Annotated in this window: 18 protein-coding genes and 1 pseudogene; 10 read left to right on the forward strand and 9 right to left on the reverse strand. The window is 40.2% G+C overall.

Going from position 1 to position 20,525, the window contains the following annotated elements:
• The 3 genes and pseudogenes from HR060_RS17265 to nudC form a co-directional block, all read right to left on the reverse strand.
• Nucleotides 1-425: pseudogene (locus HR060_RS17265) on the reverse strand (helix-turn-helix domain-containing protein); the annotation flags it as partial.
• Nucleotides 426-530: 105 nt separating this feature from the next.
• Nucleotides 531-1,598, reverse strand: a complete 1,068-nt coding sequence (gene hemE / locus HR060_RS17270) for a uroporphyrinogen decarboxylase (RefSeq protein WP_174201535.1) — start codon at nucleotides 1,596-1,598, stop codon at nucleotides 531-533.
• A 58-nt stretch (nucleotides 1,599-1,656) separates the two neighbouring features.
• Complete coding sequence (gene nudC, locus HR060_RS17275) at nucleotides 1,657-2,526, reverse strand: NAD(+) diphosphatase (protein WP_174201536.1); 870 nt, start codon at nucleotides 2,524-2,526, stop codon at nucleotides 1,657-1,659.
• 162 nt (nucleotides 2,527-2,688) lie between these two features.
• On the opposite strand from nudC, the gene rsd reads away from it, so the two are divergent.
• From rsd to rsmE, 3 genes are all read left to right on the forward strand, one after another.
• Complete coding sequence (gene rsd / locus HR060_RS17280) at nucleotides 2,689-3,171, forward strand: sigma D regulator (RefSeq protein WP_174201537.1); 483 nt, start codon at nucleotides 2,689-2,691, stop codon at nucleotides 3,169-3,171.
• Nucleotides 3,172-3,237: 66 nt separating this feature from the next.
• On the forward strand, nucleotides 3,238-4,242 hold the full coding sequence (locus HR060_RS17285) for a Gfo/Idh/MocA family protein (protein ID WP_174201538.1): 1,005 nt from the start codon (nucleotides 3,238-3,240) through the stop codon (nucleotides 4,240-4,242).
• Between the two features lie 86 nt (nucleotides 4,243-4,328).
• On the forward strand, nucleotides 4,329-5,057 hold the full coding sequence (gene rsmE, locus HR060_RS17290) for a 16S rRNA (uracil(1498)-N(3))-methyltransferase (protein WP_174201539.1): 729 nt from the start codon (nucleotides 4,329-4,331) through the stop codon (nucleotides 5,055-5,057).
• Nucleotides 5,058-5,109: 52 nt separating this feature from the next.
• Here rsmE and HR060_RS19530 read toward each other — a convergent pair whose 3' ends face one another.
• Genes HR060_RS19530 through HR060_RS19540 form a run of 3 tightly spaced genes read right to left on the reverse strand, consistent with a single transcriptional unit; the run spans nucleotide 5,110 to nucleotide 6,204 of the window.
• On the reverse strand, nucleotides 5,110-5,454 hold the full coding sequence (locus HR060_RS19530; protein WP_246283206.1) for an AI-2E family transporter: 345 nt from the start codon (nucleotides 5,452-5,454) through the stop codon (nucleotides 5,110-5,112).
• Nucleotides 5,454-5,864 carry an AI-2E family transporter gene (locus HR060_RS19535; RefSeq protein WP_246283207.1) on the reverse strand — a complete coding sequence of 137 codons (411 nt, stop codon included), beginning with the start codon at nucleotides 5,862-5,864 and terminating at the stop codon, nucleotides 5,454-5,456. The genes HR060_RS19530 and HR060_RS19535 overlap by 1 nt, the downstream gene beginning before the upstream one ends.
• Nucleotides 5,865-5,901: 37 nt before the next feature.
• Nucleotides 5,902-6,204 carry a hypothetical protein gene (locus HR060_RS19540; RefSeq protein ID WP_246283208.1) on the reverse strand — a complete coding sequence of 101 codons (303 nt, stop codon included), beginning with the start codon at nucleotides 6,202-6,204 and terminating at the stop codon, nucleotides 5,902-5,904.
• A 212-nt stretch (nucleotides 6,205-6,416) separates the two neighbouring features.
• Between HR060_RS19540 and HR060_RS17300 the strand changes: the two genes are divergently transcribed.
• Entirely contained in the window at nucleotides 6,417-6,929 is a 513-nt protein-coding gene (locus HR060_RS17300; RefSeq protein ID WP_174201540.1) for a hypothetical protein, read from the forward strand.
• Between the two features lie 61 nt (nucleotides 6,930-6,990).
• Nucleotides 6,991-8,451, forward strand: coding sequence for a siroheme synthase CysG (gene cysG, locus HR060_RS17305; RefSeq protein ID WP_174201541.1), 1,461 nt, complete (start codon nucleotides 6,991-6,993; stop codon nucleotides 8,449-8,451).
• On the opposite strand, the gene HR060_RS17310 is transcribed toward cysG, so the two are convergent.
• A complete protein-coding gene (locus HR060_RS17310; RefSeq protein WP_174201542.1) occupies nucleotides 8,413-9,336 on the reverse strand; it encodes a TIGR03899 family protein in 924 nt (307 codons plus the stop codon). The genes cysG and HR060_RS17310 overlap by 39 nt on opposite strands.
• A gap of 193 nt (nucleotides 9,337-9,529) precedes the next feature.
• Here HR060_RS17310 and HR060_RS17315 point away from each other — a divergent pair, with 193 nt between their 5' ends.
• The 5 genes from HR060_RS17315 (at nucleotide 9,530) to leuD (ending at nucleotide 17,061) form a co-directional block, all read left to right on the forward strand.
• Complete coding sequence (locus HR060_RS17315; protein ID WP_174201543.1) at nucleotides 9,530-11,773, forward strand: bifunctional diguanylate cyclase/phosphodiesterase; 2,244 nt, start codon at nucleotides 9,530-9,532, stop codon at nucleotides 11,771-11,773.
• Between the two features lie 440 nt (nucleotides 11,774-12,213).
• Nucleotides 12,214-13,761: a 2-isopropylmalate synthase gene (gene leuA / locus HR060_RS17320; protein ID WP_174201544.1), complete on the forward strand. Its 1,548-nt coding sequence runs from the start codon at nucleotides 12,214-12,216 to the stop codon at nucleotides 13,759-13,761.
• 51 nt (nucleotides 13,762-13,812) lie between these two features.
• A complete protein-coding gene (gene leuB, locus HR060_RS17325; protein WP_174201545.1) occupies nucleotides 13,813-14,904 on the forward strand; it encodes a 3-isopropylmalate dehydrogenase in 1,092 nt (363 codons plus the stop codon).
• A gap of 128 nt (nucleotides 14,905-15,032) precedes the next feature.
• Nucleotides 15,033-16,442 (forward strand): 3-isopropylmalate dehydratase large subunit, encoded by a 1,410-nt coding sequence (leuC, locus tag HR060_RS17330; protein ID WP_174201546.1) that lies wholly within the window; start codon nucleotides 15,033-15,035, stop codon nucleotides 16,440-16,442.
• Nucleotides 16,443-16,458: 16 nt separating this feature from the next.
• Nucleotides 16,459-17,061 carry a 3-isopropylmalate dehydratase small subunit gene (gene leuD / locus HR060_RS17335; RefSeq protein ID WP_174201547.1) on the forward strand — a complete coding sequence of 201 codons (603 nt, stop codon included), beginning with the start codon at nucleotides 16,459-16,461 and terminating at the stop codon, nucleotides 17,059-17,061.
• Nucleotides 17,062-17,127: 66 nt separating this feature from the next.
• Here the strand turns inward: leuD and HR060_RS17340 are convergent, their stop codons facing one another.
• Both HR060_RS17340 and HR060_RS17345 read right to left on the reverse strand, forming a co-directional pair.
• On the reverse strand, nucleotides 17,128-19,428 hold the full coding sequence (locus HR060_RS17340) for a response regulator (protein ID WP_174201548.1): 2,301 nt from the start codon (nucleotides 19,426-19,428) through the stop codon (nucleotides 17,128-17,130).
• A complete protein-coding gene (locus HR060_RS17345; RefSeq protein ID WP_343044269.1) occupies nucleotides 19,415-20,464 on the reverse strand; it encodes a cytochrome-c peroxidase in 1,050 nt (349 codons plus the stop codon). The genes HR060_RS17340 and HR060_RS17345 overlap by 14 nt, the downstream gene beginning before the upstream one ends.
• Between the last annotated feature and the right edge of the window lie 61 nt (nucleotides 20,465-20,525).

Consider the following 20,525-nt stretch of genomic DNA (forward strand, 5'->3'; position numbering starts at 1 on the left):
GAGATAACGACAAGCTCTACTGACAGATAGCTTGGTTATGTTTTTTTCTTCAATAACGCGTTGCGTTGCTTTTTTGTAATACGTACCCCGAAATCTTTATCAAGTACATCGACTATCGTTTCAAAGAATTGTGCTTTTATCTTGGTATCTTCTAGCTCTTTTTCGAGGGCTTTGATTTTTTGCTCAGGTGTTAAGTCATTAGGTTTAGACATAAGGGGAAGCTCATTCATATGATTGGGTGTACCTTTACTCCAATCTAGTTGACCATACCGGCGAAGCCAAGTTAAAACGGTTGAAGCCCCTTGTATTCCATAGTGGTTTTGAGCTTGTTTGTAAGTACATTCGCCTTTTTCTACTTTATCAACGACAGATAGTTTAAAGGCAAGTGAATAATCTTTTTGTGTACGCTTAGTTATTGGTTTCATTATCTTCTCCAAATTGAAGTTGGAAAAGTGTCAACCTTATTCAGGACGGGTCAAAACAAATAAAAAAAGCCGCAAAAGCGGCTTTTTTTATTTCTGATTTTTCACTTAAGACTGATGATATTTAGGACTCAGTTCAGTCACAGCATTAATAAATACACCAGCGTGTTCTGGGTCGACTTCAGGCGTAATACCATGTCCAAGATTAAAGACGTGACCAGTACCTTGACCATAGCTGTCTAAGATAGTTGAAACTTCTTGGCGAATTCGCTCTGGTGGCGCATATAAAATAGCAGGATCCATATTGCCCTGTAAGGCTACTTTATCGCCAATACGACGGCGCGCTTCACCGATATCAATCGTCCAATCTAAACCAACACCGTCACAACCTGTAGCCGCGATATTTTCTAGCCACAAGCCACCACCTTTGGTGAATAAGATAACAGGTACCTTCTCACCATTTTTGTTGGTATTTAAACCACTGACAATTTTTTCCATGTAATCAAGAGAGAACTCTCGATAATCACGCGGCGTTAACACCCCGCCCCACGTATCAAAAATTTGAACGGCTTGCGCACCGGCATCAATTTGAGCATTTAAATAATCTGTAACTGACTCAGCAAGCTTAGATAAAAGCAGGTGCAATGTTTGAGGAGCCTCAAAAGCCATACGTTTAATTTTGGCAAATGTTTTAGAGCTTCCACCTTCGACCATATAAGTTGCTAGTGTCCACGGGCTTCCAGAGAAACCAATTAATGGAACTTGGCCTTTTAACTCTCTGCGAATAGTGCTCACTGCATCCATCACGTATTTTAAATCTTTTGCAGAGTCAGGGACTTTAATGGCCTCTACATCAGCGTGACAATTAATAGGTCTTTCAAATTTAGGGCCTTCGCCTGTTTCGAAATATAAACCTAACCCCATAGCATCAGGGATAGTTAGAATATCTGAAAATAGGATCGCCGCATCTAACGGATAACGCCTTAACGGTTGTAATGTTACTTCACATGCAAGCTCAGTATTTTTGCAAAGCGACATAAAGTCACCCGCTTGAGAGCGAGTAGCGCGATATTCAGGTAAATAGCGACCAGCTTGGCGCATCATCCAAATTGGCGTTCTGTCCACTGGCTTTTTAAGTAAAGCGTCTAAATATCTACGGTTCTTAAGTTCGGTCATTATTGATCCTATGACTAAAAATACTGTAATTGGCTAATATGCCTATTTTACCTGCTTTCTATTGAACTTGGCTATCAGCATTGTGTTTTTGTAGCACGTATTGTATCAATTTTCCTGAAATCGAATACGTTCTCGGCACATCAGGAAGTTGTTCTAGATCAAACCAAGCTGCTTCTGCGATCTCTTTTTCATCGAGAACTAAATCGCCCGACTCATACTCAGCAGTAAACCCAACCATAATGTTGTGCGGAAACGGCCAAGGTTGACTGGCATAGTATTCGATATTTTTGACCTCAATGCCCACTTCTTCAAAGACTTCACGCGACACTGCTTGCTCTAATGTTTCGCTCGGCTCAACAAAGCCAGCCAAAGCAGAAAACTTACCTGTCGCCGATTTCGTGCCTTTAGCTAACAACAACTGAGTCTTGCCTGCGTTGTGCCGAGTAATAGCAACAATAATACAAGGTGAAAGTCTGGGGTAACACCTGTGTTTACAGGCGTGGCAATGATTAGCAACTTCCCACTTCACCCTTTGCATAGGTCGGCCACAACGGCCGCAAAAGCGATGAGTTTGGTGAAAATGACTAAATTGTAATGCTTTAGCAGTTAAATCAAACAAAGCCACGGGCACATCCGCGACAATGTCTCGGAGTGAAAACCAAGCCCCCGAGCCCGCCGCTAAATCTTCTGGCATTTGCGATAAATCAAGATCATCAGCATCGAGTGCATAACAGCTAAGTGACTCTTCACCTTGCTCGTATTCATCTAAATAAAGCGCATCGATATCATCTTCGATTTGAGATAACTGCGATAAACGAGCTTTAGGTAATGTTTGACCTTGGTTCAATAACCAAACCATTTCATTTTTAACGACAATCCAATAAACACTTTGCTGTCTATCTAAAGCGTGGTGTGTATTCTTAAGCATATCAATTAGCTAGCCATTTCCTATCAATTTCTATCAGTTTTGCGGAGCTGAATCATTCCTGAAACTATCTTTAACATATTTTAATAATTTATTGTTGACCTTTAGGGTAAATTCTTTTTTTATATAGACATATTCAATAACAAAAAGATCGGGAGGGATTTGATGTTAACCCGTCTTGAAAAAACACAAGCACAGTACGGTGGCGCAAATAAAGTCATCGATTCATGGTTAGAAGAGCGCCAAGAGTGGTTGGTACGTTATTGCCAATTGGCAGGCTTACCGCCGTTTGAAAAGAACAGCTCTGCTATTCCAGCACAGACAGAAGTGCAGGCGTTTTGCCAAGTAATGATGGATTATTTGTCTGCTGGTCATTTTGAAGTTTATGACCAAGTTGTTTCTAAATGCGAAGTTAATGGTGGTGCGAGCTTAGAACTAGCACAAAAGCTAACACCTAAAATTTCCGCATCTACAGATACAGCGCTTAACTTTAACGACAAGTACGCTGAAAAGGTAAATGAAGAAGACTGTGCTAACTTCGACCAAGATTTATCAAACTTAGGTCAAGCAATGGAAGAAAGGTTTGAGTTCGAAGATGAACTTATTCATACCCTATTTCATAAACACTCTGCTGTTGAAACAGCCTAGTAACACAGCTAAATCACCCCAAAATCCGATGCTTTGCCATCGGATTTTTTGTTTAAGGAGACAAAATTGCGCTTTGCCATCATTGGGACGAATAAAATCACCCACGCTTTCATAGAAGCAGCTAATCAAGATACTCGATTTGAGCTTTATGCCGTTTATTCAAGACAAATGGAAACAGCTCAGGCATTTGGTCAACCCTATGGCGCAAAGTGCTACTTTGATAATCTAGAAGAACTGGCTCAATGTAATGAAGTTGATGCCGTTTACATTGCATCACCCAATAGCTTTCACGCAGAGCAAGCCTGTTTATTGCTGGCAAAGGGTAAACACGTTTTATGTGAAAAACCGATCGCGGCTAATAGTAATCAAACAGAAAAAATGATCGCAACGGCAAAAGCGAACAAGGTATGTTTGATGGAAGCGATGATGATCACTCACCTGCCAAACTACCAACAAATAAAGCAGCAATCAGCGCGAATCGGTAAAGTGACTAAATACCACGCTAGCTTTTGTCAGTATTCGTCGCGTTATGATTTATACAAAGCAGGTGAAAAACCCAACACATTTAATTTAGCTTTTGCTAATGGCTCTCTAGTCGATATCGGTATTTATCCGTTGTACCCAGTCATCGACTTATTTGGCCTGCCAAGTGAAATTAACAGCCAAGCTCATAAGTTGGCATCAGGTGTCGATGGCTGTGGTGATGTGATATTAAGTTATCAAAATGACCAACATAGCTTGCAAGCGGTTATTACTCACTCAAAAATCTCCAACGGTGCTAATGTCTGTGAGATTCAAGGCGAAAAAGGCCGGATTTTTTGGCAACACCCGTCTTTATTTCACGAGGTATTCATTGAACTAAACGGCCAAGCAGTAGAGACCTTAACTTTAGAGCAAACTGAAAATAGGATGACTTACGAGTTAAGTCACTTTATCGACTTAGTCGAGCAAGGCTTAATTGAATCACCGGTCAATAGCTGGAAATTATCTCTCCAAGTTCAATCTGTAATGGATACCGTAAGGCAGCAACAAGGGATTATTTATCCAGCCGATGCTGTTTTAGAAGTTTAACAAGCAAGATAAACCGTTTGCCTGATCTTGTCCTAAAGGCCCTATTTAGCGACAATATCAGGCATCACTTATCACAACGGGCCATTATGAGAATTCCAAGAATTTATCACTCTCACCCTTTATCATTAGCACAAAGCATAGAATTAGAACCAGATGCGGCCAATCACGTAGGTAGAGTTCTGCGCCTACAAATAAATGATGAAATCAGGTTATTTAATGGCGATGGTTTTGACTACTATGCAGAGCTTATCGATGTCAGTAAAAAGAAAGTACTGGCCGAGGTGATTAGAAGTGAGCAAAGAAACAATGAATCTCCCCTTCAATTTCATCTAGGACAAGTCATTTCTCGTGGCGACCGCATGGATTTCACTTTACAAAAATCCGTAGAATTGGGCGTGACCGAGATCACACCACTTTTTAGTGAACGTTGCGGCGTTAAATTAAATGCCGAAAGACTTAATAAGAAAATAGAGCAATGGCAAAAAATTGTCATTTCAGCTTGTGAGCAATCAGGTCGAGCATTTGTCCCTAAAATTAACCCAGCCCAGTACTTACAAGAATGGTTTTCACAAGACTTCGAAGGCACAAGGCTTAACCTTCACCCTTTAGCAGAGCAGTCGATGCAAGACGTTAAAATTAAGCAACAAGCAGTACAGTTGCTAATTGGCCCAGAAGGCGGCTTAACGGATGAAGAAATCAACCAAAGTCACGATTATGGCTTTGAAGATGTATTAATGGGGCCAAGAGTGTTAAGAACAGAAACAGCAGCACTGGCGGCAATCAGTATGTTGCAATGTTTACATGGCGATATATAAATAATCGAAGTGGTGTTTTATCTAAACACCACTTTTAAAATCGCGATTAACGTTAACATTCACTTTTCGCTGACGGGGCTTTATCTTCAGGTTTACTTAACCCTCTGAAGATCCAATCAACCATCAATTGATAACCCAAAGCTAAGATCACCGCACCAGTAAATAAACCGATAATGCCGGATAAAATCATCCCGCCAATGGCACCAAGCAAGATGACTAACATAGGGATATCCATGCCCCGACCTAAAAAAATAGGTTTTAAAAAGCCATCTGCTGCGGATACAACCAAGTTATAAACTAAAAAAATGACTGCTGAAGTAGGATCTGCAACTGAGAAATAATAAGCGGAGATAGGACCTAAAATTAAAATAGGTGGTAACTGAACTATCGCTAACATTAACACCACAAGTACCCAGACCCCGGTGCTGGAATATCGGTAATAGCAAGACCTAACCCAGCTAATAACGCTTGCGTGATGGCAATGCCCAAAATACCTTGAGCTACCGAGCGAATTGTTTGAATAGACACATTAACAGCATTATTGCCTCTTTCATTATCAATTAAACGACAGAAGAAAGCTCTTACGCCCCGCTCACAACTCTTTGCATTCGCGATAAACACACCTGCAATAATAAATGAAATAATGAATTGAATAATGGTGCCACCAAAACCAGCAATACCGGATAATACTTTTTTCAATACATCGGATATCTGCTCTGAATACTTAGAAAAGAAAGCTTCTGTATCTTCAGATGCCACTAACCAAGCTTGGTGGGCTTTTTCACCAATGAGAGGCCAGTCTTTCACGCTGTCTTCTGGTTCGGGAATATCAATACTGCCATTTTCAAAACCTGCAGATAACTGCTGATGACGAGAACTTAACGGTAGGTACCACTAAAATAGCAATACCAACTAAAGTAATGATGGTTGCTGCTAATGTACGACGACCAGATAAAACCAGAGTTAGTTTTTCACTTATCGGATATAGCGCCACAGCAAGGATCATTCCCCATGAAATAGGCATTAAAAAGGGTTTTAAAATATCAAAACATATACTTACCATAATGAATAACGCAGCAATTTTAATCGCTACATTTATCATTCGACTCGTAAACTCTTTTTCTTCTAGTTTTAAATGTTCGTCCATCGTGTTCTTCTTAATTTTTGCGCATTTTTACCTAGTGAGTTACCTAGGTCCCCTAAGTCGTTATTAAATAGTGACTTATTACTCTATTTAGATAGTGCAGCTTTGAGTTTAGCGCTATTTTTCAACACTATAGTGACGGTTAATTGACAAAATTTAGGCATGCTAATTGCTTCGTACAGACTTATTAAAGTCAATGTAGTAAGACGTGGTCCATGCTTGTAAACGACATGATAGGCAACTATCAACAAATATCTCAGCATCAAAGTGCCCCAATTGATGATAGTCAAAGCCAAGCTGTATCTAATGTTTCACAAGCCCAAACTGAAAAAAATAAACCTCAAGGCAGTCAAGCGAGTGTTGTCAGTATTAGCTTTGAAGCTCAAATGATTCAAAAACAAGCTGAGCACATCATGGTTAATTATGACCTCACTAATATCAGTCAAAATAAACTCGATGAATTAACAGAGAAGCTAGTCAACAATGAGGTCATAAACAGTCAGCAATATGCAGTGTTAAGCTTTAATAGCGAACAAATATTTGAGCAGACAGACAACCCTGAACAGGGTTTAAAAATCTCGCCTGATCAACCACAAAATATGCTTGAGAACTGGCAACAAAAACTGGATGACCATAAGAGCAGACACGTGAATAGCTTGGCAATCAAACAAACTCAAGGCATCGTTAATTTGTTAACCAACCTGCAAGCAAGTAAAGATTTCGTTTAACTCCTACATTTGGCTGGTTTCGTTGTATAATAACGCCTCAGTGAAGTAACGAGGCATCAAAATGCAGCAGTTCCCTATTTTCCTTAATTTAGATAATTTTGCTTGTGCCGTTGTCGGCGGCGGTGATATTGCATTTCGCAAAGTAAACCTGCTCATCAAATCAGGTGCACATGTAAATATTATCTCCCCTGAGCTTTGCGAAGAGCTTATTGATTTAAAAGAAAAAACGGGAAAAATCACTTGGCATAAAAAGAACTATGAACAAGCTGATATTGCAGATATGCGCCTCGTTATTGCAGCAACGGATGACGAAGCCTTAAACGAAACGATTTATCACTACTGTGAAGCGAATAAAATTTTAGTCAATGCTGTCGATCAACCTGATTGTTGTCGATACACCACGCCTTCGATCATCGACCGAGCACCAATCACCATCGCAATTTCTTCAGCAGGGAAAGCTCCTGTTTTAGCGAGACGGTTAAGAGCTAAACTCGAAGTAATTATTCCGAAACACTTAGGTGAGTTAGCAAGTTATGCAGGTCGTTTAAGAAATAGAATAAAACAAGAATTCACTACCATTACTCGTCGTCGATTGTTCTGGGAACGTTTTTTCACCAGTCGCCTCAATGATGATTTTGATGCGCTGAGTGAAGCACAAAGAGATGAGCTCACTGAAGCGTTAATTCAAGAAGAAAAGAACGAAACCAAAATGGGTGAAGTTTGGTTAGTGGGTGCCGGGCCTGGCGATGCCGATTTACTCACCATCAAAGCCATTCAAAAAATGCAATTGGCCGATGTGATCTTGCACGATAGACTCGTGAGCAAAGATATTTTAGATCTTGCCCGAAAAGATGCTGACTTTATCAGTGTTGCTAAACAGAAAGGTTATCACTCTAAACCGCAAGATAATATTAATGAACTACTGATTAAATACGCCAAAGCTGGTAAAAAAGTATGTCGTCTAAAAGGTGGTGATCCATTTATATTTGGTCGTGGTGGTGAAGAGTTAGAAGCATTGGTAGAACACCAAATTCCTTTCCAGGTTGTGCCTGCTGTAACAGCTTCAATAGGTTGCTCAAGTTATGCCGGTATTCCATTAACTCACAGAGACTATGCGCAAGGTGTAAGCTTTGTCACCGGTCACTGCCGAGATGATGACGAAGTTGCCAAAGGGGCAAACTGGCAAGCTTTAGCGCAAAGTGGACAAACCATTGTCGTCTATATGGGGTTAACACAATCAGCGCGTATTTCAGCGTCATTAATTGAGCACGGTTTATCAGCCGATACACCAGTGGCACTTATTGAAAAAGGCTCAACCAGTAAACAGCGAGTAGTAACAGGGAAATTATCTGAGCTTCGCCAAACCATCGATGATAACCAAGTGATTTCACCTGCAATTATCATCATAGGTCAGGTAGTAGAACTACACGATAAACTCGCTTGGTATCAAAAAGTAGAACGACAAGGTTCTCATTTTGCTGAACTAGCTAGCGATGGAAAAATTGAATATAGGAACGAATAGGCTCGCTAAATGTTGATAATAACTGGCATTGGGTGCCACTTTAATTAACTTAGATAATTCGTTACCCATTTGAGTAAATTTATAATACTGCAATGCAGCTCCACCTTGATTGCATTGCAGTTTCAATTGCTTACCTTGAGCGTCAAATTCCACCACTTTCTGATTAGCAATAGGACCTGACTCAATCTCCACAGCATAAATTAACCCTAAATCAATTAAAGTTAATAAATTAGGGTAACTTAAACCAAAGCTACTGAGGTTGACTCGATTAACACTCGGCTTGCCCAATAAACCAAACAAAGAAACAGGCTTAAAATAACCGGATATAATTCTTCCACCATATTCGCCTTTTTCACGACACATTAAACAACACGCATGTTGTAACGCAATAGCTTCTTTCACTGTCATCTGCTGCAGTGTTTTAATTGATTTCAACGAAAAAGCCCCCGGTTTTGCAACTTGTATAGCGAGTATCTTTCCCCATAGCGCTTGCATATGCTCTGAATATGCGCGCTCTGCCAATTCGAAAAATTGATGAAGCCAATCAGGATCGACATCCTGCATTGAATTTGAAGAATCAACATAATCAAGTGCCAATGACATGATGTTTTCTAAGTTTTGCTGCTTAATCAATTCCCCTTCTTGCCTGCGTAATTGAGCGCGGTTAAAACGAGACTCTCGCTCCGATTTACCTTGTTGCACTCTTTTATCTAGGTGGAACTGTTTTGCAATTAATGTGAGTTTTTGCTGGCTAGATAAGGTGGAATACTTTTCAGATTGCGCCTGCGCCTTAACCTCTTCCGTTACTTTTTTATCGGACTTGTTATTTGCACCATTAGCAGGCGTTATTATGGGTGCAGCTTGATTGGTTGATGTTATTTTCATTCTTTAAGCTTAATTAAAACCCGGGTAAATATGTATAAAATGCAACACTTAGTTCAAAAAACAATCAAATATAAAATTAGTCACAATGAAAAATAGTAATAATCGAATAAGCATGCTAAAACAATGTATAACCTGAGTTTTAAATAATAGCTACCAATAGCTTTCAATTTTGTTGCGGGATCACCTTCAATTTATGTGTCCATCTGATTTTAATGATGAAATTTTATTTGCAAATGATGACTACGACGATCATGAAGAAGTCGCCTCAGCAGAAGTAGAAAAAAGCTGGCATGTACTTATTGTTGATGATGATAGTGAAATCCACTCAGTTACTAAACTCGCCCTTTCTGACTTAGTCGCATTTAACGGCGACCTTAAATTTTCCCATGCATACTCAGGTAAAGAAGCGCTTGAGTTTTTAAAAGAGCACGACGATGTCGCCATTGTATTACTAGATGTAGTCATGGAATCGGAAGATGCTGGCTTACAAGTAGTCAAAGCGATTAGGGAAGATTTAAACATGCAAAATGTACGCATTGTGTTGCGTACAGGTCAACCCGGTTATGCACCTGAAGAGAGTATCTTAAAAGAATACGATATTAATGATTACAAAACGAAGACTGAACTAACGCGCAGTAAATTAGTCACAACAATCATTGCATCTCTTCGTTCATACATCCAAGTTACTACGATTAATCAGAACAAACTTGGGTTAGAGCAAGTTATCTATGCAAGCTCTGAATTACTCAAACAGCAGTCATTGGTCAATTTTGCCGACCAAGCACTTAAACAATTATCTAAACTGTTAAACATTAAAAATAACGGTTTATTTTGTGCGTTATCACATAACCCTCAAGCGATAAACGCAAACCAAATGAAGGTTTATGCTGCAACAGAAGACTTTAGCAATTTAGTTGGCAAGCAGTTATTAGATTGTGACAATGGCAGAGCAATTAACCAAATTACGCTAGCCCTTAGCGATAGTGCCAATAAACTGGAAGAACACGAAACCATTATTGTGTTCTCGGCAAACAACTACCAAGCAGCAGTTTACTTTGAAGATGGCCGTAAAAATTACTCAGATACTGAGAAACAGTTACTCGATGTATTTTTAACTAATGTCTCTGCGGCATTTGCCAATTTGCAACTACTTAACCAAGTTACCGAAATTGCTTACCAAGACCCATTAACTCAATTACCAAACCGCGCTCAATTTATTCGTCTATTGAATAAGTTTTCGCGTGGTCACATGGAAATTGAACGCATCGCCATCATTGACATTAATCACTTCTCAGAAATTAACGACGGCTTGGGTCAGGAAGTGGGCGATAACTTATTACAAACAGTGGCATATCGCATTTCTCAAATGCTCAGTGAAAACTGTCACCTTGCACGTGTCGGCGCTGATGTGTTTGGTATCATAGGTGATGCAGAGGTTTTAAAACCTGAAAAACTGAATCAGTTATTTAACAACCCTTTTAAAGCGGGTGAACACTTACTTCCGGTTTCTGCCACAATTGGATTTTGCGATAAAGATCAAGCTCATCGCACTGGCTTAAATACGCTTAAACAAGTTTATATCGCGCTTAATCGTGCCAAGAAAAACAACCAAGAGAATTACGAATTTTATTCACATGAAATGGAAGAACAGACGGCTTGGCGTCTGGGCATGATAAGACAGTTAAAAAGTGATTTTAGTAATCGCAAGCTTGAGATTTGGTATCAGCCGCAATGGAACTTAGAAACACATACGCTTGTAGGTGTTGAAGCCCTACTTCGCTGGCCAACCAAAGACGGTGGCTACATCTCACCCGCAACCTTTATTCCACTAGCAGAGCACTCTGGTTTAATTGTTGAAATTGGTGCTTGGGTGTTAGAGGAATCGTGCCGACAACTGAAAAAACTTGATAACATGGTCGAAAATAAAATTCGTATGGCCGTGAACGTATCGATGCCGCAATTTAGAGATGGCCAATTTGTCGCGAATGTAGTCGATACAGTGAGTCGCTTTGGTATTGAACCCAGCCGGATCGAACTAGAGATCACTGAAAGCATTGTAATGGATAACCCAGAAACTGTGATTGATGCGCTGAATCAAATTAAAATCAAAGGTATTCAAATTGCCATTGATGATTTTGGAACCGGCTTCTCATCTTTGAGCTATTTACAAAAACTACCATTAGATAGAATTAAAATTGATCGTGCATTTATCAATGAAATGCATAAACCCGAAGGAGCTGTTATTGCAGAAACGATAGTAGAGCTGGGTAAAAAGCTTCATCTAGCCACTATAGCTGAAGGTGTAGAAAACCAAGATCAAGAACATAGACTACAACAACTTGGCTGCGAAGAAGTTCAGGGATTCATGTACGCTAAACCTATGCCTGCCAGTGAGCTACAAACTTTATTACTCCAACAGAAACAAAAAATAAGTTAATTTTTTGTTGACATCCAAGCACTAATAACTGATAAAAGAAACATAAACTTTAATTGAATACAGATTTTCAAGCGAAAAATGCAAAACTTAAGCCTACTAACATTGCTCTTGTTACTCACACTTAAAAAGTGCGGGCGCTTTGTGATGGCTAAATAATTATTCAATTAAATAGCAAAAATACCAAAACCCGCGCTAAACAGTGCGGGTTTTTTCGTTTAATCCCCTTCTGTTTAGCGCATTTAACCATGAAAACTTGGTTTTTATGCCAATAAGCAAAAACAAAGCGTAAAACTTTCTAAAAAGATTGCTCGAAGCTAGGTATAATCGGCAACCATTTAGTTTGTACGCACGAGTTTACGAATTGCGATAATTTCAATTTCGTTTTTTACTCGACTGCTTTTTAGCTATAGCCAAGAAAAAAATAAAAGGAGCTATACCCCATGTCTGACAACGTCATTATCTTTGACACAACGTTACGTGACGGCGAACAAGCGTTAGCCGCAAGTTTATCTGTGAGAGAAAAATTACAGATCGCGTTGGCGTTGGAACGACTAGGTGTAGATGTAATGGAAGCGGGCTTCCCTGTATCGAGTCCTGGCGATTTTGAATCAGTTAGAACAATTGCTGAAAATGTAAAAAATTCAGTAGTTTGTGGTTTATCTCGTGCTGTAGCAAAAGATATCGATGCTTGTGGTGAAGCATTAAAAGTAGCAGAGCGCTTTCGTATACACACCTTCATCTCGACTTCAACTGTACACGTTGAATCTAAATTGCGCCGCAGTTTTGAAGATGTGTTGCAAATGGGTGTGAACGCAGTTAAACACGCTAAAAAATACACAGATGACGTTGAGTTTTCATGTGAAGATGCAGGTCGTACTCCATTAGATAATTTATGCCGTATGGTAGAAGCCGCTATCGATGCAGGCGCAACAACAGTCAATATCCCAGATACTGTTGGTTATACCATTCCAAGTGAATTCGGCGGTATCATTACCGATTTATACAATCGAGTACCAAACATTGATAAAGCCGTAATCTCTGTTCACTGTCACAATGATTTAGGTTTAGCCGTCGCTAACTCTATAAGTGCTGTGCAAGCGGGTGCACGCCAGATTGAATGTACCATTAACGGTATTGGTGAGCGTGCGGGTAACTGTTCATTAGAAGAAGTCGCCATGATCTTAAACACTCGTAAAGACTTAACGGGTGTAGGCACAAATATCAACACACAAGAAATTTACAAAACCTCTCGTTTAGTAAGTCAGCTATGTAATATGCCAGTGCAATCAAATAAAGCGATTGTAGGTGCGAATGCTTTCAGTCACTCATCAGGTATTCACCAAGATGGTGTATTGAAGAACAAGAGCACATACGAAATCATCACACCAGAAAGTATTGGTAAAGCTGAAAATAACTTAAATATGACTTCTCGTTCTGGTCGTCATGTTATTAAGCACCGTATGAGCGAACTTGGTTATACAGAAGCCGATTTCAACTTAGATGAGTTATACGACAGCTTCTTAAAACTTGCCGATCGCAAAGGCCAAGTTTTTGATTACGACTTAGAAGCGTTACTTTACTTTAATCAGCAACAAGAAGAAGAGCAATACTATAAGTTAAGCTACCTAAACTCAGTTGCTGGTAGTGCAAAAGTTGCTACCGCCGGTATTACAATGACGATTGGCGAAAATGAAGTTGAAGGCGCCGCCAATGGTAATGGTCCAGTGGATGCCGCTTATCGTGCAATTTTAAATGCAGTCGATTTACCTATTGAAATTGTCGATTACAAGCTAGGCACTAAAACGGGTGGTGAAGACGCTCAAGGCCACGCCAACATAATCGCAACCTATAAAGGTCAGCGTTATCACGGCTTTGGTTTATCTACTGATATCGTCGAGGCTTCGGCAGCTGCGTTAATCCACGTACTTAATTTGACGCACCGTGCAGACCAAGTAGCAGAAAAGAAACAAGCAAAGAATAACAAATAATATTAAAACCCCAGCTATTAAAGTTGGGGTTAGCAATGAAGGATTTAAAAAATGGCTCAAACATTAAAGTTTGCAACCCTACCGGGTGATGGCATTGGCCCAGAAGTAATGGCAGAAGCACTAAAAGTTTTAGATGCAACGGCAGCAAAGTTTGGTTTTGGCATTGAACAACAAGAGTTCGATGTAGGTGGTATCGCTATTGATAACCAAGGTAAAGCGTTACCAGATTCAACAGTAAAAGGTTGTGAAGAAGCAGATGCTATTCTTTTCGGTTCAATTGGCGGCCCTAAGTGGGAAAAACTACCACCAGCTGAACAGCCAGAGCGCGCAGCTTTATTAGGCTTACGCGGTCATTTTGATTTATTTTCAAACCTTCGCCCTGCAAGAATCTATAAAGGTTTAGAAGCGCTTTCACCACTTCGTGAAGACATCGCGAAATCAGGTTTCGATACATTAGTTGTTCGCGAATTAACATCGGGAATTTACTTTGGTACACCAAAAGGCCGTGAAGGCGAAGGTGAAGAACTAAATGCTTACGATACAATGCGTTATTCTCGTCGTGAAATTCGCCGCATCGCAAAAATTGCTTTTGAAGCAGCACAAAAACGCGGTAATAAAGTGACATCAGTTGATAAAGCCAACGTATTACAAGCGTCTGTATTATGGCGTGAAGTGGTAGAAGAAGTAGCAAAAGACTTCCCTGATGTCGAGCTTGAACACATTTATATCGACAACGCGACAATGCAGTTAATCCGCTACCCTGCTCAGTTTGACGTTATGCTTTGTTCAAACTTATTTGGCGATATCATTTCTGATGAATGTGCCATGATCACAGGCTCTATGGGCTTATTACCTTCGGCATCAATTAATGAAGACGGTTTCGGCATGTATGAACCAGCAGGCGGCTCGGCTCCAGATATTGCTGGTCAAGGTATTGCTAACCCAATTGCACAAATTTTATCTGCGGCAATGATGTTGCGTTTTAGCTTCAACCAAGATGAGGCAGCTGAAGCAATTGAAGCAGCAGTTGTTAAGACATTAGAAGACGGCTACGTTACAGCTGAATTACTACCAGCGGATAAAAAAGACCAAGCAAAATCAACATCTGAAGTTGGTAGTTATATTGCTGGTTTAATCAAATAACAATAAAGATAACAATCCTCACTAACATACCTTGTTAGCTGAGCCACGAGAGAAATAAGTAAGGTACTGACTTTAGTGCCTTACTCAAACAATTGGCTACAGATAAAGCCAAATGTGTAGAGGAAGAGATGGCTAAAACCTTATACGACAAGATCTATGATGATCACATCGTTCGCGCTGAAGCGGGCGAAACGCCTTTAATTTACATCGACCGTCAACTTGTTCACGAAGTGACTTCACCACAAGCGTTTTCTGGCTTACGTGTTGCTGGTCGTCCAGTACGCCAATTAAAGAAAACGTTGGCTACGATGGACCACAACGTTTCAACTCAGTCTTTAGCCATTGATGCGGCAGGCCCACAAGCTAAGATTCAGATGCAAACGTTGCAAAAAAACTGTGAAGAGTTTGGTGTTGAATTACACGGCATTGGCGATGTAAAACAAGGTATTGTTCACGTAATGGGTCCTGAGTTAGGTTTTACGCTTCCTGGCACGACCATTGTTTGTGGTGACTCACACACGGCAACTCACGGTGCATTTGGTGCATTAGCATTCGGTATCGGTACTTCAGAAGTTGAGCATGTTTTAGCAACACAAACGTTAAAGCAAAACAAATACAAAACCATGAAAGTTGAAGTCAACGGCGAACTTGGTTTCGGCGTTACAGCAAAAGATATCATCTTAGCCATTATCGGTAAGATTGGTATGGACGGCGCAACAGGTCACGTTATTGAATATTGTGGTTCAGCAATTGAAGCGACGACAATGGAAGAGCGCATGACCATCTGTAACATGAGTATTGAAGCAGGTGCTAAAGCAGGCTTAGTTGCCCCTGATCAAACAACGGTTGATTACTTAAAAGGTCGTGAGTTAGCACCTAAAGGTGCAGCTTGGGATGAAGCCGTTGATTATTGGTTAAATACTTTGCAAACCGATGAAGGTGCAGAGTTTGATATCGTTGTTTCATTAAAAGCAGAAGATATTCAACCGCAAGTTACTTGGGGTACCAACCCTGGTCAAGTAATTGGTGTTAATGAGGCTGTACCTGTTCCTGGTGACATTGAAAATGCAGTAGAGCGCGCTTCAGCAGAAAAAGCATTAGCCTATATGGATGTCGCAGCGGGTTCACAGTTAACAGATTTATCTGTTGATAAAGTATTTATAGGTTCATGTACTAACTCGCGTATCGAAGACATGCGCGCAGCAGCACAAGTGGCTAAAGGTCGCAAAGTTGCCCAAGGCGTACAAGCGATTGTAGTACCGGGCTCAGGTCAAGTTAAACAGCAAGCTGAAGAAGAAGGTTTAGATAAGATTCTAATCGAAGCTGGCTTTGAATGGCGTTTACCTGGTTGCTCAATGTGTTTAGCAATGAACGATGATAGATTAGGTGAAGGTGAGCGTTGTGCTTCAACGTCAAACCGTAACTTTGAAGGTCGCCAAGGTCGTGGTGGTCGTACTCACTTAGTCAGCCCAGAAATGGCCGCAGCTGCAGCTGTTGAAGGCCACTTTGTTGACGTTCGTCAGTTAATCAAACAATAAGCTAAAGGAGAATAACATGTCAGGTATTTCGACAATTACAGGCAACGCAGTTCCTTTAGACAGAGCAAACGTTGATACAGATGCCATTATCCCTAAGCAGTTTTTACAAAAAGTAGAAAAAACAGGCTTTGGCATTCACTTATTTCACGACTGGCGTTACCTTGATTTAGAGGGTACTCAAGCGAACCCTGAGTTTGAATTGAACCGTCCTGAGTATCAAGGTGCAAACATTTTATTATCACGTGAAAACTTCGGTTGTGGTTCATCGCGTGAGCACGCACCATGGGCAATAAAAGACTTCGGCTTAGACGTGGTTATTGCGACCAGTTTTGCTGATATCTTCTACGGCAACTGTATGAATAACCAAATTTTACCTATCAAGTTAACTGATAGTGAAATGAACGAGCTATTTGCAGCAGTTGATGCCGACAATAAAGTAGAATTTAATATCGACTTACCAGCACAGTCTGTAACAGTAGCGGGTAAAACATACAACTTTGAAATTAATGCATTCCACAAAGAGTGTTTAATCAAAGGCTTAGATGCAATCGGCTACACATTGCAATTTGAGCAAGATATTTCTGCTTACGAAGAAAAAATTCCGGCTTGGCGTCGATAAGCTAAGCCTCAAATAAACACAAAAAAGCCAATCTTTCGATTGGCTTTTTTATTCGAAAAAAACGAATTAACAGTAACGTTCAATCACCTCTTCAATATGCTGTCTGTCAAAAGGTTTAGCTAAGAAGTCATTCATCCCAAGCGCTTTGTATTGGGTGATATCCTCTTTCATCACATTAGCCGTCAGTGCGACAATGGGTAAGGCTTTACCATCGTATTTCTTTCTCAAATGCTTCGTTGCTTCCATACCGTCCATTTCTGGCATTTGGATATCCATCAACACTAAATCAAAACGCTGTTGCTCCACTTTATCAAGTGCTTCTAAGCCGTTTCCAGCCGTTTCTACCTCTAACGCTAACTGGTTCAATAACTCCACAGCAATCATACGGTTGATATCATTATCTTCAACGAGCAGTACGGAGTAGGTTTTATCTTTTTCTTTGCCGCTAATTTTTACCTTAGGTATTTTGGCATGTTTAAAATCTTCTTCAATATCTTGCATTAAAGCAATTGCCAAATCGAATAAGGTCAGTGGTTTATGCAGTACTTTCACTTCTGGGAATGCTTTAAGCTTGTCTCTTAAATGTTCAGAATCATAGGCTGTATAAATAAAAGTCTGTTTTGGAGGATGTTTGCTAAGCGCAAATTCTTGCAAGACATCACTACCCATTTGGCTATCTCTTAATTGCCAATCAATCAAAGCATAATCAAACTCTGTTTCATCTATTACGGCTAAAACTTGCTTTACACTTTGGTAAGCGGTGACTTCCATACCAAGCGAAGTCGCCATCTTTATACTGATATCAAGCGTCAGCTCATGATCGTCTAAGATTAAAATTCGTTTACCGACTAGCTGACTGTAGTCTAATTCTCTTTTATTCTCTGCTTTTGCTGGCATAAAGGGCAGTTCAAAACTAAACGTGGATCCCTTGCTCTTTTTGCTCGATAGCCAAATTTTCCCTTTCATCAATTCCACAAGTAATTTACAAATAGCTAAGCCAAGGCCTGTACCACCATATTTTCTTGTCGTTGAAGATTCTGCTTGGCTAAAGCGCGAGAACAGCTTTTTTTGTTGGATCGGGGTTAAACCTATACCAGTATCGGCAACTTTAAAAAGCAATACCGAGCGCTCTGACAGTAATTCAATAGATAATGTCACCTGCCCTTGTTCAGTAAATTTAATTGCGTTGGATGTCAGGTTTAATAAGATTTGACCAATACGTACAGGGTCGCCGTGTAAAGTGCTTGGAATTTTACTGTCGATGTCGAATACCAGTTCTAGATTTTTCTCGGCTGCACTTTGCCCTAGCATCACTTTAATGTTGCTCAGCAAATCATTGAGCTGAAAATCAACATGCTCAATATCCAATTTTTTCGATTCAATTTTAGAGAAATCCAAAATATCGTTGATGATGGTCATCAACGATTTGGCAGAGAACTTAACTTTTTCTAAGTACTCTTTTTGAATACTGGTTAACGACGTCGTTAAACATAAATCCGTTAAACCTATGATACCGTTCATCGGCGTCCTGATCTCATGACTCATATTAGCAAGAAATTGCGCTTTCACTTCAGAAGCAGCCTGCGCCTGTTTGGTTTTGATTTGTAGCTGTAAGGCTTGCCTTAACATCACCATGACCAAAATAGAGAAGGCTAAAACCAGGCACAAAATGATATAAGCATCTCTTTGACTCGCCAATGTTAAATCTTGTTGATGTAATTTTGATATATGTGATGCCAGTATTTGTGTGATGCTATTTTGTTGAATCTGCTCAAGCAGTTGATGTACTTTTTGCTGGTTTTCCAGTAAAAAATAGATGTGTTTACTGAGCATACTCCATTGGCTTTGATGTTGATTCAACCGCTGAAAAACAACTTGGTTGTGCGCTAATTCAGCTTTGATATCAAGCGCCCTTTCTTCCTCTGCTAAGACCAGAAAAGCCATTAATTTTGTATTTAAATTACCGTAGATCTGCTGTAATAAAGCATCATCCGTGATAGTTATACTTTGACTATTAGCGACAAATCGACGCGAAGTTTTTAACATAGTCGTCAACTGCATATACACTGCGATATCTTGTTTTAATTCAGCGAGTTGATTAGAAACATCTTGGTTTAGAACCAACCCATTGGCCAAGCTCTCCACTTTTAATTGCAGTTGCGCATGTTTGTCGTAATGGTAAGTGTTATCAAAGCCAATGGTAAGGGTTTCAAATAACCATTGGGTGATCGCTAGATCAAACTGGGTGGATTTATCTAGCTGCTCCTCAATTTTACTCTGAAGGTGCAACGTATCGATTAGCAGTACCCCAACCCATGCAAGGCAAGCGAAAAGTAAGCCTTCAATCCATATCTTATTTTGTTTCATATTCACTCAGTGACTGTACTGGGGCACTTAAACTATGTAAAAAGGCGACGATGTCATCTCGATCTTGTTCTGCTATATCAATACCTAACTGTACTTTGGCCATGATGGTAACGGCTTGCTCTAGGCTTGCCACACTGCCATTGTGAAAATAGGGGGCAGTTTGAGCGACATTGCGTAAAGAAGGCACTTTAAACACGTGTTTATCTTCAGCTTGCTGGCTGAGGGTAAAAAGCCCTAAATCATCTTTTAGCGATTCAGGTAACTGATCAATTCTTCCTACTTTTTGATATAGGTTTCCGCCAATATTTCGCCCTTGATGACAGGTAACGCAGCCAAGACGTTGAAACGTTTGAAAACCTCTTATTTGCTGACTATCCAAAGCCTCTTTTTCGCCCAACAAATACCTGTCTATTGGCGCGTTAGGGGTAACTAAGCTTTGCTGAAATACGACAATGGCTTTGACAATGGCATCACTACTAATTTGGTCAACGCCCAAACGAGAAAAAGCCTGTGAAAAGTAATGGTCTTGTTGAAGTTTATTGATCACTTCTGGCCAATTTGTCGCCATTTCGATAGGATTGTGCACAGGCCCAGCCGCTTGTTCAGCTAAGCCTTTTGCTCGGCCATCCCAAAACTGCCTGAAATTAAACACTGCATTTAGCACAGTTGGAGAATTACGCTCACCAACTTGACTGTTAACGCCAGTTGAAACTGGAAAGCCATCATCGCCGCCATAATCAATCATATGGCAAGAAGCACAAGAGATCGTATTATCTTTGGATAGTAAATTTGAATGGAAAAGCGCCTTCCCTAACTGTAGCCATTGCCCATCAATCGATTCGATAGCAGGTAGAGGTTGGATGTAGCCGTCGATAGCTTGAGGCTTAGTGTACTTAGTCGATTTTTCAACACTGACGTTAGCGGTTGTGGGTAAAGAAAAAAGGTAATACCCCAGTAAAAAGCTAGCGCAAAGACTAAAACCAACCAGTAGTAGCCAATAATAATGTCGCAATACACCTTCTCCCTCAGTCAACACTCATAAGCCTAATAGATAAAATAACTATCAGCAAAAAATCACGTCAGCTTTATGCGGTTTA

Source organism: Marinifaba aquimaris, assembly GCF_013328345.1.
In the GTDB taxonomy this organism is placed as follows: Bacteria; Pseudomonadota; Gammaproteobacteria; order Enterobacterales; family Alteromonadaceae; genus Marinifaba; species Marinifaba aquimaris.